The 14,242-nt window shown below is 50.7% G+C and carries 16 protein-coding genes; 14 read left to right on the top strand and 2 right to left on the bottom strand.

Annotated elements, in window-relative coordinates; translation table 11 throughout:
- On the top strand, nt 1-286 hold a 286-nt coding region (locus ACT3TC_RS12590), incomplete at its 5' end, for an ankyrin repeat domain-containing protein (protein ID WP_444640262.1).
- Between the two features lie 217 nt (nt 287-503).
- Here ACT3TC_RS12590 and ACT3TC_RS12585 read toward each other — a convergent pair.
- Nucleotides 504-716, bottom strand: a complete 213-nt coding sequence (locus tag ACT3TC_RS12585) for a hypothetical protein (protein WP_172118812.1) — start codon at nt 714-716, stop codon at nt 504-506.
- Between the two features lie 343 nt (nt 717-1,059).
- Here ACT3TC_RS12585 and ACT3TC_RS12580 point away from each other — a divergent pair, with 343 nt between their 5' ends.
- The 12 genes from ACT3TC_RS12580 to ACT3TC_RS12525 all read left to right on the top strand — a co-directional run bounded on the left by ACT3TC_RS12580 (nt 1,060) and on the right by ACT3TC_RS12525 (nt 12,136).
- Nucleotides 1,060-2,058 (top strand): COX15/CtaA family protein, encoded by a 999-nt coding sequence (locus tag ACT3TC_RS12580; RefSeq protein WP_444640261.1) that lies wholly within the window; start codon nt 1,060-1,062, stop codon nt 2,056-2,058.
- Between the two features lie 70 nt (nt 2,059-2,128).
- Entirely contained in the window at nt 2,129-2,614 is a 486-nt protein-coding gene (locus ACT3TC_RS12575; protein WP_172118810.1) for a DUF2489 domain-containing protein, read from the top strand.
- 274 nt (nt 2,615-2,888) lie between these two features.
- On the top strand, nt 2,889-3,761 hold the full coding sequence (locus ACT3TC_RS12570; RefSeq protein ID WP_172118809.1) for an OmpA family protein: 873 nt from the start codon (nt 2,889-2,891) through the stop codon (nt 3,759-3,761).
- Nucleotides 3,762-3,988: 227 nt separating this feature from the next.
- The gene (gene thrS, locus ACT3TC_RS12565; RefSeq protein WP_172118808.1) at nt 3,989-5,911 is read left to right on the top strand and encodes a threonine--tRNA ligase; all 1,923 of its coding nucleotides are present in this window, start codon (nt 3,989-3,991) and stop codon (nt 5,909-5,911) included.
- Nucleotides 5,912-5,971: 60 nt separating this feature from the next.
- A complete protein-coding gene (gene infC, locus ACT3TC_RS12560) occupies nt 5,972-6,463 on the top strand; it encodes a translation initiation factor IF-3 (protein ID WP_193054550.1) in 492 nt (163 codons plus the stop codon).
- An 81-nt stretch (nt 6,464-6,544) separates the two neighbouring features.
- Complete coding sequence (rpmI, locus tag ACT3TC_RS12555; RefSeq protein WP_087111489.1) at nt 6,545-6,739, top strand: 50S ribosomal protein L35; 195 nt, start codon at nt 6,545-6,547, stop codon at nt 6,737-6,739.
- Nucleotides 6,740-6,793: 54 nt separating this feature from the next.
- A complete protein-coding gene (rplT, locus tag ACT3TC_RS12550) occupies nt 6,794-7,147 on the top strand; it encodes a 50S ribosomal protein L20 (RefSeq protein ID WP_018916261.1) in 354 nt (117 codons plus the stop codon).
- 151 nt (nt 7,148-7,298) lie between these two features.
- Complete coding sequence (pheS, locus tag ACT3TC_RS12545; protein WP_192527091.1) at nt 7,299-8,318, top strand: phenylalanine--tRNA ligase subunit alpha; 1,020 nt, start codon at nt 7,299-7,301, stop codon at nt 8,316-8,318.
- Nucleotides 8,319-8,344: 26 nt separating this feature from the next.
- On the top strand, nt 8,345-10,726 hold the full coding sequence (pheT, locus tag ACT3TC_RS12540; RefSeq protein WP_444640260.1) for a phenylalanine--tRNA ligase subunit beta: 2,382 nt from the start codon (nt 8,345-8,347) through the stop codon (nt 10,724-10,726).
- A 66-nt stretch (nt 10,727-10,792) separates the two neighbouring features.
- Nucleotides 10,793-11,092 (top strand): integration host factor subunit alpha, encoded by a 300-nt coding sequence (locus tag ACT3TC_RS12535; RefSeq protein WP_087111483.1) that lies wholly within the window; start codon nt 10,793-10,795, stop codon nt 11,090-11,092.
- A 204-nt stretch (nt 11,093-11,296) separates the two neighbouring features.
- Nucleotides 11,297-11,758, top strand: coding sequence for a flavodoxin (locus tag ACT3TC_RS12530; protein ID WP_442353369.1), 462 nt, complete (start codon nt 11,297-11,299; stop codon nt 11,756-11,758).
- A gap of 3 nt (nt 11,759-11,761) precedes the next feature.
- Nucleotides 11,762-12,136, top strand: a complete 375-nt coding sequence (locus ACT3TC_RS12525) for a hypothetical protein (protein ID WP_172118803.1) — start codon at nt 11,762-11,764, stop codon at nt 12,134-12,136.
- A 5-nt stretch (nt 12,137-12,141) separates the two neighbouring features.
- Here the strand turns inward: ACT3TC_RS12525 and ACT3TC_RS12520 are convergent, their stop codons facing one another.
- On the bottom strand, nt 12,142-12,366 hold the full coding sequence (locus ACT3TC_RS12520) for an EAL domain-containing protein (protein ID WP_444640265.1): 225 nt from the start codon (nt 12,364-12,366) through the stop codon (nt 12,142-12,144).
- A 514-nt stretch (nt 12,367-12,880) separates the two neighbouring features.
- Between ACT3TC_RS12520 and tig the strand changes: the two genes are divergently transcribed.
- Nucleotides 12,881-14,233: a trigger factor gene (gene tig, locus ACT3TC_RS12515; RefSeq protein ID WP_444630005.1), complete on the top strand. Its 1,353-nt coding sequence runs from the start codon at nt 12,881-12,883 to the stop codon at nt 14,231-14,233.
- The last annotated feature ends 9 nt before the right edge of the window (nt 14,234-14,242 follow it).

Below are 14,242 nucleotides of genomic sequence, written 5' to 3'. Positions count from 1 at the left end.
GATTACCATTCCAGCCGCGGAGCGCAGGCATGTTGAGACGGTACGAACTTTGATTGAGGCAGGGGTTGACGTAGATCACGTTAACAATCTTCATTGGACCGCGCTGCTGGAGGCAATCATCTTGGGCGATGGGCAGGCCCACCATCGGAAAATCGTAGAGTTGTTAGTTGAGGCAGGCGCTAATGTTAACTTGGCGGATGGTAACGGCGTGACGCCACTGCAGCATGCAAGCGGTGCTAACTATCAGGATATCGAAAAAATCCTTATCGCTTCTGGCGCCCGCTAATATAAGGCCTAACCGCCACTTTTTTGTCAGCTAGTCATGCAAATAGCCAACGAGCTTGAAAAATAAAGCGACTCAAGGCCTGCTCAAGGTCATGGCTAAGCATTATTCATTGCTTTAAGGCTTACAGATAGCAAACTCTTAAGTTTAGATTCTTCCAAGTTATGATTAGCGTTAAGGCCTTGCAACAAGGATAAGAAGAGGGCTAGTGCTAACGGTGCTACTGAGTTTCTGGAATTTCACCTGGTACGCGGTATCTGACACTTTCTGCTTGCTGCTCTTCATAGCGTTTATTTTCATCGTCCGGCACAACGCCAAGTACGGTTTCTTTTGAGCCGTCTGGCCAGGTATACGTCGTGCATCCCGCTAGCGACGCCATTGCTATTAACGCCAGAAAAGCCACTATCCCGGTGGTGAGACGATATTGCAGCATAAAATTATTCCCTGTATTACGTTGGATTAATGAAAAGAATACGGAATTGTAGCAGTGACTATAGGGCTCATGTCAGCGGGTTGTAAATCGTCTTTTGTGTTGTGCGTACGAATAACCGTTTAAAAATAAATGTCTACACTGATATAGAGCGATAATACTGTATGGGGTGTGAGGGTATTTCGTTGGTTGACGATAGGCTTGGAGGAAAAGCCGGGGGGGCTCTTGAGACAAGTTAGCCCTTATCTAGCTGCTAATATAAGGTAACCATGGATAGATTGGCTTGTATCGAAGAGGTCTTTAATAGCCGATAGGGATACTGCCGACGAAAATGTAAGGATACATGATGCACTCATCGACAGAGCGCCGCTTGGTATGGCTTTCACGCTTAACGTTATTGGGAACGCTGCTGACTATTGTCGTTATCTTGGTCGGTGCCTGGACGCGTTTAGTGGACGCGGGGTTAGGTTGCCCGGATTGGCCTGGTTGCTATGGTCGCTTGCTCGTTCCTGATGGTGAGCATGCTGCTCTACGCCATCCCGATGCCCCCCTGGATGTTGCAAAAGCCTGGGTGGAAATGGTGCATCGTTATGTAGCTACTCTTCTCGGAATATTGGTTCTAAGCGTTTTAGTGCTTGGCTGGCCACTTCGCAATACTCGCCATTACCCTTGGTGCATTAGCGTGCTTCTAGTTGCCGCTATCATTATACAAGGGGGCTTTGGTGCATTTACCGTGACCCTCAAGCTTTGGCCTCAAGTGGTTACTTTACATTTGCTGGGCGGGCTAAGCGTATTGCTGCTCTTTTTCTGGCTGCATCTCAGGCTAACCAGTATTTCTGAGAAAAAGGTCATGGGAGCAAACTGCTTTAATGTTTTTTGGGGTTTAGCCGCCGTGCTATTGATTTTGCAGCTTGGTTTGGGGGGCTGGGTAACAAGTAACTATTCAGGTATGGCTTGCCAAGGGTTCCCCGCTTGTAATGGCCAGTGGTGGCTAACCATGGATCTTAGTGAAGGTTTCCATCTGACTCAAACGGTTGGCCCCAATTACCTGCATGGACAGCTGCATGCAGAAGCTCGGGTCGCGATTCACTATATGCATCGGCTAGGGGCGCTGTTGCTGGGTGTGTCACTCCTGATGCTTTGGTATCGATATCGCCACAACCCAAGTGTCGCTCGGGCGCTTGTATTTGTTATTGGGGTCTATGCGCTGCAGGTTGTACTTGGCATAGCCAACGTGTTGATGTGGTTGCCTTTGTGGTTGGCACTTGCGCATACTGCAGGGGCCGTTTTACTCGTGATTGGCATGGTGCGGGCTTGGTGGTGCGTGTGCTTGGGCGAGCGATAGAAGATAAGAGTTCAAATTTAAAATGATGTATAATTCCTGTTTAGTTTTTTGATGTACGACGGAGAGCATTATGAATTCGGTCAGCGCACTGATGGCGCTTACATTAGCGCTTGCTGTCATTGCGGCTTTATCCATGTACGCGCTTAAACTGCGCAAAGAGGTAAAACGCCGTGAAGCATTCCGCTTGGATGAAGATTTAAGGGCCCAGCAAAATAGCCTTGAAAATTTGGATTATGTAACAAGTGCATTGGTCCAAGGGCAGGTAGACATTACCGAAGGTTCATGGCGCTGTAAGGTGCTGCTTGAAATTGTTGATGCCAATCTTGCAGAGCATCCTGATTTTAAAGCCTTTTCTGAGGTTTATAACCGGACGCAGCATCTTAAAACGCACTCTGCTCGTGCCAATTTAACGCCCCGTGAGCGCATGAGCGAAGATAAGCAGCGTTTGGAAGTTGAGCGTGATATGAAGCCCGCGGTTCTGGCTGCTGCAGAAGCCGTTATAAAATGGCGTGCACAAGGCGGACCTGAGCTGTATAAAGGCGAAAATAAGAAGTAAGTTTGGTTTATTTTAGTGCGGCAATATGTTTTTTTGGTGCCGGATGTGGCAGTTTTGCTATGCTTGATATGTCGATGTTGGCAAGAAGTTGATATGTCGGCATTGTTGCCTTCAATGGTTAAAGCGTAATAATAGGCAGATTGTTCAATTCAGGCAGGGGAACGCCCGCGTGGTTAAAATTGAACAAGCGAAAAATGGATGCTCTCGCAATAAGAAGCATTGGATAGATTTGGCTATACGGCTAAGTCAGCATTGGATCAAGAAGGAGTCTTGTATGAAAAAGTCAACGACTGGGTTGCTAATCGGTTCCGCCTTGGTAGTGGGCCTTTCAGGCTGTGCCACTTCCGCTAATCAATCTTCTGGCCAAGCTGGTGCTAGCAGCAGTGACCGTAGCTGGTATCAGCACCCTGCTGTTTGCGGTCTGGCGGGAAGTTTGATTGGCGGTAGCATCGGCTATGCCACTAGCAGCTCTTCTGATGAAGATAGCGGTGCGGCAACGGGTGCTGTCGCTGGCGCTGCAATCGGTGGCCTGCTGTGTGCTGATCGTACGCCTGAGCCGGTAGCTCCGCAGTGCCCGACATACGGTGAAGTGCCTGCTGGTGTTGCCGTTGATGCGCAAGGTTGTCCGCTGGACTCCGATAATGACGGCGTGCCGGACTATCGTGACCAGTGTCCGGGTACCCCCGCTGGTGTAGAAGTAGACGCAGTAGGTTGCCCGCTAGACTCCGACGGTGACGGCGTGCCGGATTACCGTGACCAGTGCCCCAATACGCCAGCTGGCACCGAAGTAAACGCGCTGGGTTGCCCAGATAGCGTTGTTCTTCAAGACGTTAACTTCGAGTTTGATTCTGCTCAGTTGACCGATAATGCCCGTAACATCCTGAACGGTGTTGCTGAGCGTCTGGTTAATAACCCCGATGTGCGTGTAAGCATCGATGGTTATACCGATTCACGTGGTACAGCTGCTTATAACAAAGGCTTATCTCAGCGTCGTGCTGAATCTGTGACTGCTTATCTTGCTCAGCGTGGCGTAGAAGCTAACCGCATGCGTGCTGTTGGTTACGGTGAAGAGAATCCGATCGCTACGAACGAGACTGATGAAGGTCGCGCACTGAACCGCCGTGTTGAAATTGACGAGTGGAACTAATACGCAGACTGCTTGGGCGCTAAACGTGTAGTGCTTTTGCTGGATGTGCCGCACATTTACTGTGCGTATCGACGGGAGGCGTATGCCTCCCGTTTTTATTTTCTGCGGCGCTCAAGTCTGTTAGGCTGCGCGCTTGTATAACGTTGTATCACTTATTAAACGCCACGATCATTGATAGCGAAATGTGATCCTTGGTATGGATCACCACTGCGCTCAAGGAATACTGAATGCCCATTGTGACACTACCTGACGGTAGCCAAAGAACATTTGAAGCACCACTTTCCATTATGCAGCTTGCAGAATCCATTGGCCCTGGTTTGGCTAAGGCCTGCGTTGCAGGGCGGATAGATGGCGTTTTAGTCGATGCTGCAGATGTTATCGAGCACGATGCAAACGTAGCGATTATTACTGCGCGTGACCCAGACGGCGTGGAGATCATTCGTCACTCCTGCGCGCATTTGATTGGTCATGCGGTAAAGCAGCTTTACCCGGACGCTAAAATGGCGATTGGGCCGGTCATTGATAACGGCTTTTATTATGATGTCGACTTTGGTCGTTCAATTACGCCAGAAGATTTAGAGGCAATTGAAAAACGTATGCAAGCGCTAATAGAGCGCGAGTACGATGTTGTCCGTGAATATGTTGATCGCGATAAAGCAATGTCGACGTTTTCTCAGCGTGATGAAACGTATAAACAGGAAATTATTCACGATATTCCTGACGGTGCGGATATCCGGCTTTATCATCATGAAGAGTACACGGATATGTGCCGTGGCCCTCATGTGCCTAATACCCGCCATCTAAAAGCGTTTAAGTTGACGAAGCTTGCCGGCGCCTATTGGCGCGGGGATGCTTCAAATCCCATGCTGACGCGTATTTATGGCACTGCCTGGGGCGATAAAAAGCAGCTGAAAGCGTACTTGAAGCGGCTTGAAGAGGCTGAAAAACGCGATCACCGTAAGCTTGCGCGCCGTCTTGATCTCTTCCATATGCAGGAAGAGGCGCCAGGGATGGTGTTTTGGCATCCGAACGGTTGGGCGTTATGGCAGCAGATCGAACAGTATATGCGAGGCGTTTATAAAGACGGCGGTTACCAGGAAATTCGCTGCCCGCAAATAATGGACGTATCGTTGTGGAAAAAATCAGGACATTGGGATAATTACGCGGACGGTATGTTCTTTACCGAATCCGAGAAGCGCGAGTATGCTCTCAAGCCCATGAATTGCCCTGGCCATGTGCAGGTGTTTAATTCCGGGTTGCGTAGCTACCGTGAGCTTCCGGTTCGCTTTGGTGAGTTTGGTGGTTGTCATCGTAACGAGCCCTCTGGCGCTTTGCATGGCATTATGCGTGTTCGTGCGTTTACTCAAGATGATGGTCATGTGTTTTGCACCGAAGCCCAGGTTGAGCCCGAGGTCACCAGCTTTCATCGCCAGGCGCTTAAGGTCTATACCGATTTTGGGTTTGAAGATATTGCCATTAAAATTGCGCTTCGCCCTGAGAAAAGAATTGGTAGTGATGACGTTTGGGATGAGGCGGAAGATGCGTTGCGTCGCGCGTTAAAAGCGTGTGATGTCGAATGGCAGGAGCTCCCTGGTGAAGGTGCGTTCTATGGCCCCAAGATTGAATACCATATGAAAGATTGCTTGGGGCGCGAGTGGCAGGTGGGCACCATGCAGGTTGATTTCATGATGCCCGAGCGTTTAGGTGCTCAATATGTGACTGAAGAGGGCGAACGTAAGCCGCCGGTCATGTTGCACCGTGCTATAGTAGGCTCAATGGAGCGCTTCATTGGTATCTTGATTGAACATTATGCGGGCGCTATGCCATTATGGTTGGCACCTCAGCAGGCGGTAGTGATGACAATCACCGATGCGCAGCGTGATTACGCTCTTGAATTAGAGCAACGTCTGCAAAAAAGTGGCTTACGAGCTAAAGCGGACTTGAGGAACGAGAAGATCGGCTTTAAAATCCGTGAGCATACGTTACAGAAAATTCCCTATCTCCTTGTGGTGGGAGATAAGGAAGTCGAAGCTGACTCAGTGGCCGTGCGAACTCGCAGCGGCGAAAACCTCGGCACAATGACAGTCGATGCACTTATCGAGCGTCTTGGTGCGGAGCGAGCAGCCCTGGCGACATCGTCAATTGCCTAAGGAGACGGAACGATCAAGCGAAGCAATCAGCGCGGGCGTCCAGCAGACAAACGCCCACCAATGAACGAGCGAATTACCGAAGAAGAAGTGCGTTTAATCGATGCTGAAGGTGAGCAGTTGGGCGTTGTGCCTACCACCGAAGCGATTGAGCGTGCAGAAACTGCCGGTTTAGACCTCGTGCAAATTTCGAATGCCGATCCCATTGTCTGTAAGATTATGGATTACGGTAAATTCGTTTTTGAGACGAAGAAGCAGAAAGCGGCTCAAAAGAAAAAGCAAAAGCAAATCCAGGTTAAGGAAGTTAAATTCCGTCCTGGCACCGACGAAGGCGATTATCAGGTAAAATTGAAAAACCTGATGCGCTTTTTGGAAGGTGGTGACAAGGGTAAGGTCACTTTGCGCTTCCGTGGTCGTGAAATGGCGCACCAGGACATCGGCCGCAAGCTGATGGAAAGGATCGCGGCAGACCTGGAAGAGATCGGAACGGTGGAATCCTTCCCGAAAATGGAAGGCCGCCAGATGATCATGATTCTTGCCCCGAAAAAGAAGTGATCCAACGGCGAAACCAACGGGCCATCGCGTAGGTGATGGTCGGCCCTGGATTTTCTAAAAAATATCGAGCGGAGTTTTCTCATGCCGAAAATCAAAAGCAACAGCGGCGCTGCAAAGCGCTTTAAAAAGACCGCTAATGGCTTCAAGCACAAGCAGTCTCACCGTAGCCACATCCTGACCAAAAAATCGACTAAGCGTAAGCGTCAGCTGCGTGGAATGAAGCAGGTTCACGCTGCTGATAAAGCGCTGATCCAGCGCATGCTGCCAAACCTATAAGTCGTTTTTTTGTCTGAGTGCTTAAAGCCTCAGCTATAAAGTCAGGAGTGTGTTATGACTCGTGTTAAGCGTGGTGTAGTTGCCCGTCGTCGCCATAAAAAAGTATTGAAGCAGGCTAAAGGTTACTACGGTGCCCGTTCGCGTGTTTTCCGTGTAGCTAAACAGGCCGTTATCAAAGCAGGTCAGTATGCTTATCGTGACCGCCGCAACCGTAAGCGTCAGTTCCGTGCGCTGTGGATTCAGCGTATTAACGCTGCTGCACGCATCAACGGTATGTCTTACAGCCGCTTTGTTGGCGGTTTGAAGAAAGCCGGCATCGAAATTGACCGTAAAGTATTGGCTGATCTGGCTGTACACGAAAAAGCCGCATTTGCTGCTATCGTGGAAAAAGCTAAGGCTGCCCAATAACGTCATAGCTGTGCAAATGCCAGCGTGAATTGACGAAGGTCATTTCAGTGTGACCCGCAGGGGAAGAGCAGCCGCTCTTCCCCTGTTTTTTTGTCACCTTCAATGTGCGACACCCTCATAAAAGGGAACCGCTTAATTCGGAGTGAAACGGATGGACCACCTTCCTACTCTGGTGTCTGAAGCACGTGATGCCATTCAGGCTTCGCAAGATGTTGCTTCGCTGGATGAGTTGCGAGTTCGCTATTTAGGCAAAAAAGGCGAAGTAACGGCTTTGCTGAAAGGGTTAGGCAAGCTAACAGCCGAAGAGCGCCCGGCTGCTGGCGAACGCATTAACCAGGCAAAGCAAACATTGGCTAATGAAATTGACGCTAAGCGCCAGCAGCTTGAAAACGCAGCATTGAATGCACGGTTGGCCGCTGAGCGCATCGATGTTACGTTGCCGGGCCGTGGGCAGGCCAGTGGTGGCTTGCACCCGGTTACGCGTACGCTTGAACGTATCGAAAGCTTATTTACGCGTATCGGTTATGACGTCGCGGTAGGACCAGAAATTGAAGATGACTATCACAATTTCGAAGCGCTCAATATTCCTGCGCATCACCCGGCACGCGGCATGGCGGATACGTTCTATTTTGATGCAACGCGGCTGTTAAGAACGCACACTTCACCCGTTCAAGTGCGCACAATGAAAGAGAGCGAGCCGCCCATTCGGATTGTGTGCCCCGGACGCGTTTATCGTAGCGACTCCGACCTGACGCATACGCCTATGTTTCACCAAGTGGAAGGACTGCTGGTGGACGAAGGGGTTAGCTTTGCTGACCTAAAGGGCACGATTGAAGACTTTCTGCAGGCGTTTTTTGAGCGGGACGACCTTTCTGTTCGCTTCCGCCCTTCGTATTTTCCATTTACCGAGCCTTCTGCTGAAGTCGATATCCAATGCGTTATGTGCAGCGGTTCAGGCTGCCGTGTTTGCTCGCATAGTGGCTGGCTGGAAGTAATGGGTTGCGGCATGGTACATCCTGAAGTTTTCCGCCACTCGGGTATTGATACTGAACGCTATACCGGCTTTGCCTTTGGCATGGGGGCTGAGCGCTTAGCGATGCTGCGTTACGGTGTAAACGACTTGCGCCTGTTCTTTGAAAACGACCTGCGCTTCTTGCGCCAATTCGCTTAAGACCGCTGCCGAACACAGGAACGATCATGAAATTTTCAGAACAGTGGCTGCGCGAATGGGTATCACCGCAGCTGGACACGCAGGCGATTGCTGATCAGATCACGATGGCCGGCTTGGAAGTCGATGCAGTTGAAGCCGTAGCCGCTGCGTTTAGCGGCGTTGTCGTTGCTGAGGTGCTTACCAAAGAGAAGCACCCGGATGCCGACAAATTAAACGTATGTACCGTTAATGATGGCTCGGGTGAACCGGTGCAGGTGGTGTGCGGTGCAGCAAACGTGGATATCGGCCAGAAGATTCCTTTTGCTCAGGTAGGGGGCGTGCTGCCAGGCGATTTCAAAATCAAGAAGGCTAAGCTGCGCGGTGTAGAGTCACGCGGCATGATTTGTTCAGCATCGGAACTTGGGCTTGAGGAAGAAACCTCGCCCGGTATTCTGGTATTGGCTAATTCTGCGCCTATTGGCATCGATTTTCGCGAATATATGCACCTCAACGATATGACCATTGAGGTGGATCTTACGCCTAACCGCGGAGATTGCTTAAGTGTTAAGGGGCTTGCCCGTGAGGTGGGCGTGCTTAACCGGTTAGCCGTAACGCCGCCGGTCATCGAATCTATCCCGGCCGTAATAGATGACACCTTTGCTGTCAGCGTTGAAGCACCTGAGCAGTGTCCCCGATATGTGGGTCGCCTCATCAAGGGCATTAATGTAAAAGCGGAAACACCGCTTTGGATGGTAGAGCGCCTGCGTCGTAGCGGTATCCGTTCCATTGATCCTGTGGTGGACGTTACTAATTACGTCATGCTGGAGCTTGGCCAGCCGATGCATGCGTTTGATCGCGATAATTTGAACGGCCGCATCGTTGTGCGCATGGCGAAAGAGGGGGAGCGGCTAACCTTGCTGGATGGGCAAGACGTTGCCCTGCGCCCTGGAACATTAATGATTACCGATGAGGCGGGTCCGCTTGCCATGGCGGGAGTCATGGGCGGAGAGAATTCTGGGGTTAACGAAACTACCCAGACGATTTTCCTGGAGTCGGCATTTTTTACACCACTGGCGATTGCGGGTAAGGCGCGCTCTTACGGTTTGCACACCGATGCGTCACACCGGTTTGAGCGTGGCGTGGACCCTGAGCTTGCTACAGCGGCCATTGAGCGTGCGACACGCTTACTGTTGGATATTTGTGGCGGCCAGCCTGGCCCTGTCACTGAATGCGTCAGTGAAGAGCATGTGCCTGCTTCTCGCACTATTTTGCTGCGTGAAGCGCGTTTGGAAAGTGCGCTTTCCAAGAAATTGGCCAATGAAGATGTCACCGACATTCTGACGCGTTTGGGTCTTGAGGTGAGTCAGCAGGCTGAAGGCTGGTCGGCTGTTGCGCCTAGCTGGCGTTTCGATGTCGCGATTGAAGAAGACCTGATCGAAGAGATCGCCCGAATTCATGGCTACAATAATCTGCCTGTTCGCCGCCCGGCTGCACGGTTAGCGCTGCGCTCTGCAGATGAAGCAACACTCACCCAAGCGCAGTTGCGTCGCCAAATGGTCGCTCGTGGTTTCCAGGAGGCGATTACTTATAGCTTTGTGGCTCCCGAGCTTCAGGCCGCTATATTGCCTGATGCCGTCTCTCCGGTGCTTGCTAACCCCATTTCAGCGGATCTCTCAGTGATGCGGGCCAGTCTTTTCCCGGGGCTGGTGCGGGCCATGGAGCATAACTTAAACCGTCAGCAAACCCGCGTTCGCCTATTCGAAACGGGGCTGGTATTTAATGGCGAGCTGGATCAACTGTCCCAGGTTCCCATGATGGGGGCGTTAGTCTGTGGTAGTCGGGAAACGGAAGGCTGGGCAGGTTCTAAAGAGCGTATCGACTTTTACGATCTCAAAGGGGATCTTGAAAGCCTTTTAGCCTTGGGTGGCAATCTTGATGCGTGGCGCTTTGAGCCAGCCGAGCATCCAGCGCTTCACCCCGGCCAGAGTGCTGAAATACAGTACAACGGCGAGCATGCTGGCTGGATTGGAACTTTGCACCCGCAAGTGCGCGCCAAGCTGGGCCTTAAAGTGGATGCGGTACTCTTTGAAGTACGCCTGGATACGTTAAGCCAAGGGCAGATCCCGGCCTTTGAAGCGTTATCACGTTATCCTGAAGTGCGACGCGATCTGGCGTTTATCGTAAAGCAAGCGGTGCCCGTTCAGGCTCTACTGGATTGCGCTAAAGAAAAAGCCGGTGATTACTTAAAAGACATTACGCTATTTGATGTCTATGCTGGTAAAGGCGTGGCGGACGACCATAAGAGTATTGCGTTAGGCTTGACCTGGCAGCATCCTTCACGCACGCTAAACGATGAAGAAATCAACCAGTTGGTAGATTCCATCGTGACACAAGTGCGTGTCCAGTTGGAGGCTGAGCTACGCGGCTGACAATAATATGCCACGACACGGCGCTTATCACGTTCTTGGCAATGCGTTTGCTACAAGGAGGGTCCTATGGGTGCGTTGACCAAAGCAGAGCTGGCAGAGCATTTACATACTGAGCTGGCACTGTCTAAACGAGAAGCAAAAACCATGGTCGAAGCTTTTTTCGAAGAGATTCGAGCCTGCTTACGAGAAAATGAACAGGTTAAGCTGTCTGGGTTTGGTAATTTTGATTTGCGTGATAAGCGTGAACGGCCGGGCCGTAACCCAAAAACCGGTGAAGAAATACCTATTTCTGCCCGCCGTGTTGTGACCTTTCGACCAGGTCAAAAATTAAAGCAGCAAGTCGAGCACTATGTGAAAACCAAATAGTCCTTGATGTTAATGACCTATCCGTAGCGTCGTTTTCGCTATATAACGGAGCGCCTTTGGGCGCTCCGTTTTTTTATGCGCCACGGTGCATACAGCCTTGTCTGTTCATTTGCGAAATGTGCCGTATAAATGAAGTATGTTAATATTCTTGCAAATTCAACGGCTATTTATCAACGCCGTGACACTTAATAGGGGATAGCAACAATGCCTCAACTGAACATATTGGTTGGCACGATGTATGGCGGTGCGTTAGATGTGGCTGAGCAGGTAAAGCCATTATTCGAGCAAGCGGGCTTTGCCGTTAATATTGTTGAGCAGCCGACACTTGATGATCTAACGAGCGATGAAGATCTCTCATTATTCGTGCTCTCTACCACTGGCAGTGGTGACTTTCCCGGTAATTTTGTGCCCTTTGTGCGCAGCTTAAAAGATACAAGCCCAGCCCTTACGGAATTACGCTACGGCATGATTGCGTTAGGCGACAGCTCCTACGGTGATACATACTGTGGTGCGGGCAGAGCGCTTGATGCGTTACTTGAAGACCATGGAGCACGTCGTTTGGGTGACCGGTTGGAAATTGATGCCATGGAAACATTTATGGCAGATGATGCCGCAGTACCGTGGGTCGAGACGTGGATTGAAGAGCAGCAGCTAAAGGTAGCCTAAGCAATGCAGCCGATGCCTTTTTCAGCAGAGCGCATTAGTGTTGCGCTCGGTTTATGTGTGGTAATGCTGGCATCTTTGCCGCGTTTTATGGCAGGCGGGCACAGTACCCGTCAAACGCTTATTGTGATGGGTGTCGTTCTGGTTGCCGGCGCGGCGGTAGCGCAATGGCGTTTATTATCCCGTGACGCGCGCAAGCAATTGCCTCGTCTTTGCCTACGGTTGGTGCTCATGCTGTTAGCGGGTGCTTTAGTAATGGGGGCTTGGCACGCGCTTTTTACCACATGGATTAGCTGGGAGGTTTTTATCTCTCACGCCGCTACCTGTGGTCTTTTAATGCATGCGGTAAGTTTATGGTGGCGACCTAAACGCCATAAATAACCCGTTTAGGTCCAAAACCCTTGGATAAAATCGATAGCATACTCACCCAGCAGGTCCCATTGCTGCTCCGTTTCAACGCCTTCGGCGACCGCCTTTATACCTGGCTCACGAGTAAGGCTTGCAATCGCCGCAACGATAGTGCGGTTGTTGTGCTCCTGCGGATGCAAGGTCTCAATAAAACGGCGATCTATTTTTAGGCTTTGGGCCGTAATATGATGCAGGTAGCTCAGTGATGAGAAGGGCCTCGCTAAGCAACATTTGATGCGGCGCGGTATGCACGGGTGATGTCATAAATTCCGCGATCGGCCGCATTAGAACCGAGGGCGTGCTGAAATTGATCATCAAGGCGTCATGCTCTGTCCAGATACCTAATGCCTGATGGCTCTCCATAATGACAATAGAGCTGCAGTGGCGCTTCGCCATACGCTTTGCCGCTTGGCAAGGCGTATGGCGGGTGTGCAGTGCATAATGCGTGAAATAGGTAAGTCTTGATGAGTAGTCATGAGTATCGTTACGATAGCCAGTAAAGGTTGCTAAGTGGCAGGTAGCCTATCGTAATGAGCACGTAATTCTGTGTCCGAGGTCTAAAAGTAATAAATTAGTCACTTATTCCCTTGTAATTAACCGCAGCGCCCCCATCTTGCGAGCATGGCGCTTGCCACCGTGCGCTAGGGTTCTTAAAATTGCCCCTTGGAATTTATTTAAACACTGTTAATACAACGCCCAGCCGCTAGAGGACAATTCATGCAAGTTTCCGTCGAGACGACCTCCCAGATCGAACGCCGTATTTCTATCCAAGTACCGGCTGCCGAAATCGACGAGGCTGTCAGTGCTCGCCTGATAGACACCGCGAAAAACGTGCGGCTGAATGGTTTTCGCCAAGGCCGGGTACCAATGTCTGTTGTCCGCCAACGCTATAGCGACAGCGTTCGCAGTGAAGTAGTGGGCGAGGTAATGCGTGAGCGTTACGTACGTGCCATCACTGAAGAAGGCCTTAACCCGGCTGGCTACCCTCAGATTGAGCCGCAAATTAATGAAGCCGGTAAAGATCTTGAATTCGTAGCGATCATGGAAATTTATCCGCAGATCAAGTTGACCTCTATCGAAGGCACTGACGTTGAGCGCCCGGTGGTTAGCGTAAGCGATGCTGACGTTGATGAAATGATCGAGACGCTGCGTAAACAAAATGCCGATTGGCAAGATGCGGATACACCGGCAGCAGATGGCGATCAGGTAACGATTGATTTTAAAGGTTTCCTGGGCGATGAGCCGTTTGAAGGCGGTAGTGCTGAAGGTCACGCGCTAGTGATTGGCTCCAACAGCTTTATCCCAGGCTTTGAAGAGCAGTTAATCGGTGCCAAGGCTGGCGAAGAGAAAACCATCAAGGTTACTTTCCCGGAAGATTACCAGGCCGAGCATCTGGCAGGTAAGGAAGCCACCTTCAATGTAACGGTGCATAAAGTCAGCACGCAGAAGCTGCCTGAAATTGACGCTGCTTTCATTGAGCGCTTTGGCGTAGACGATGGCGACCAGGATAAATTCCGCGCTGAAATCAAAAAGAACATGACGCGTGAGGCGACTCAGGCCGTTGATAATCGTGTTAAGCAGCAGGTGCTGGACGCGCTTAAAGAAGCCAACGACATTCTGGTGCCAAGCTCGTTAGTTCAGCAAGAAACGGATGCAATGAAGCGTCAGGCTGCTCAACAGTTTGGCCTTGGCGAAGACTTTGATGTTAGCCAGCTGCCCAATGAGCTTTTTGAAGAGCAGGCCAAGGGCCGCGTTCAAGTAGGTCTTTTGCTGGCTGAAGTGATCAAGGTCAATGAGCTTGACGCTGACGATGCTGCGATTAAAGCAAAAGTTGAAGAGCTGGCCGAGCAGTACCAGGACCCTTCTGAGGTTGTTGAGTACTACATGAGCAACGACCAGCTGAAAACGCAGGTTAAGTCTGCCATTCTCGAAGAGAAAGCGGTCGATAAACTGCTTGAGCAAACGAACGTTAAAGACGTTGAAATGTCTTATCAGCAAGCATTAGCTGCCGCTCAGCAGCAGGCTGCACAAGACGAGGGTGCTGAAGAAGGCGAGAAAGCAGACGCCTAAGCAATCCCA

The sequence above is a fragment of the Halomonas sp. AOP27-A1-41 genome (assembly GCF_052378605.1).
Classification (GTDB): Bacteria; Pseudomonadota; Gammaproteobacteria; order Pseudomonadales; family Halomonadaceae; genus Vreelandella; species Vreelandella citrativorans.
The sequence above is the reverse complement of the archived record's forward strand: the minus strand, read 5'-3'. Positions and strand labels throughout refer to the sequence as shown.

Bases quoted from the DNA above. Each gene is read 5' to 3' on its own strand.
- ACT3TC_RS12585 (WP_172118812.1), bottom strand. From the start codon at position 716: ATGCTGCAATATCGTCTCACCACCGGGATAGTGGCTTTTCTGGCGTTA.
- ACT3TC_RS12530 (WP_442353369.1), top strand. From the start codon at position 11,297: ATGCCTCAACTGAACATATTGGTTGGCACGATGTATGGCGGTGCGTTA.
- pheT (WP_444640260.1), top strand. From the start codon at position 8,345: ATGAAATTTTCAGAACAGTGGCTGCGCGAATGGGTATCACCGCAGCTG.
- infC (WP_193054550.1), top strand. From the start codon at position 5,972: ATGAACGAGCGAATTACCGAAGAAGAAGTGCGTTTAATCGATGCTGAA.
- ACT3TC_RS12580 (WP_444640261.1), top strand. From the start codon at position 1,060: ATGCACTCATCGACAGAGCGCCGCTTGGTATGGCTTTCACGCTTAACG.
- ACT3TC_RS12570 (WP_172118809.1), top strand. From the start codon at position 2,889: ATGAAAAAGTCAACGACTGGGTTGCTAATCGGTTCCGCCTTGGTAGTG.
- ACT3TC_RS12575 (WP_172118810.1), top strand. From the start codon at position 2,129: ATGAATTCGGTCAGCGCACTGATGGCGCTTACATTAGCGCTTGCTGTC.
- ACT3TC_RS12525 (WP_172118803.1), top strand. From the start codon at position 11,762: ATGCAGCCGATGCCTTTTTCAGCAGAGCGCATTAGTGTTGCGCTCGGT.
- ACT3TC_RS12535 (WP_087111483.1), top strand. From the start codon at position 10,793: ATGGGTGCGTTGACCAAAGCAGAGCTGGCAGAGCATTTACATACTGAG.
- rpmI (WP_087111489.1), top strand. From the start codon at position 6,545: ATGCCGAAAATCAAAAGCAACAGCGGCGCTGCAAAGCGCTTTAAAAAG.
- thrS (WP_172118808.1), top strand. From the start codon at position 3,989: ATGCCCATTGTGACACTACCTGACGGTAGCCAAAGAACATTTGAAGCA.
- rplT (WP_018916261.1), top strand. From the start codon at position 6,794: ATGACTCGTGTTAAGCGTGGTGTAGTTGCCCGTCGTCGCCATAAAAAA.
- pheS (WP_192527091.1), top strand. From the start codon at position 7,299: ATGGACCACCTTCCTACTCTGGTGTCTGAAGCACGTGATGCCATTCAG.
- tig (WP_444630005.1), top strand. From the start codon at position 12,881: ATGCAAGTTTCCGTCGAGACGACCTCCCAGATCGAACGCCGTATTTCT.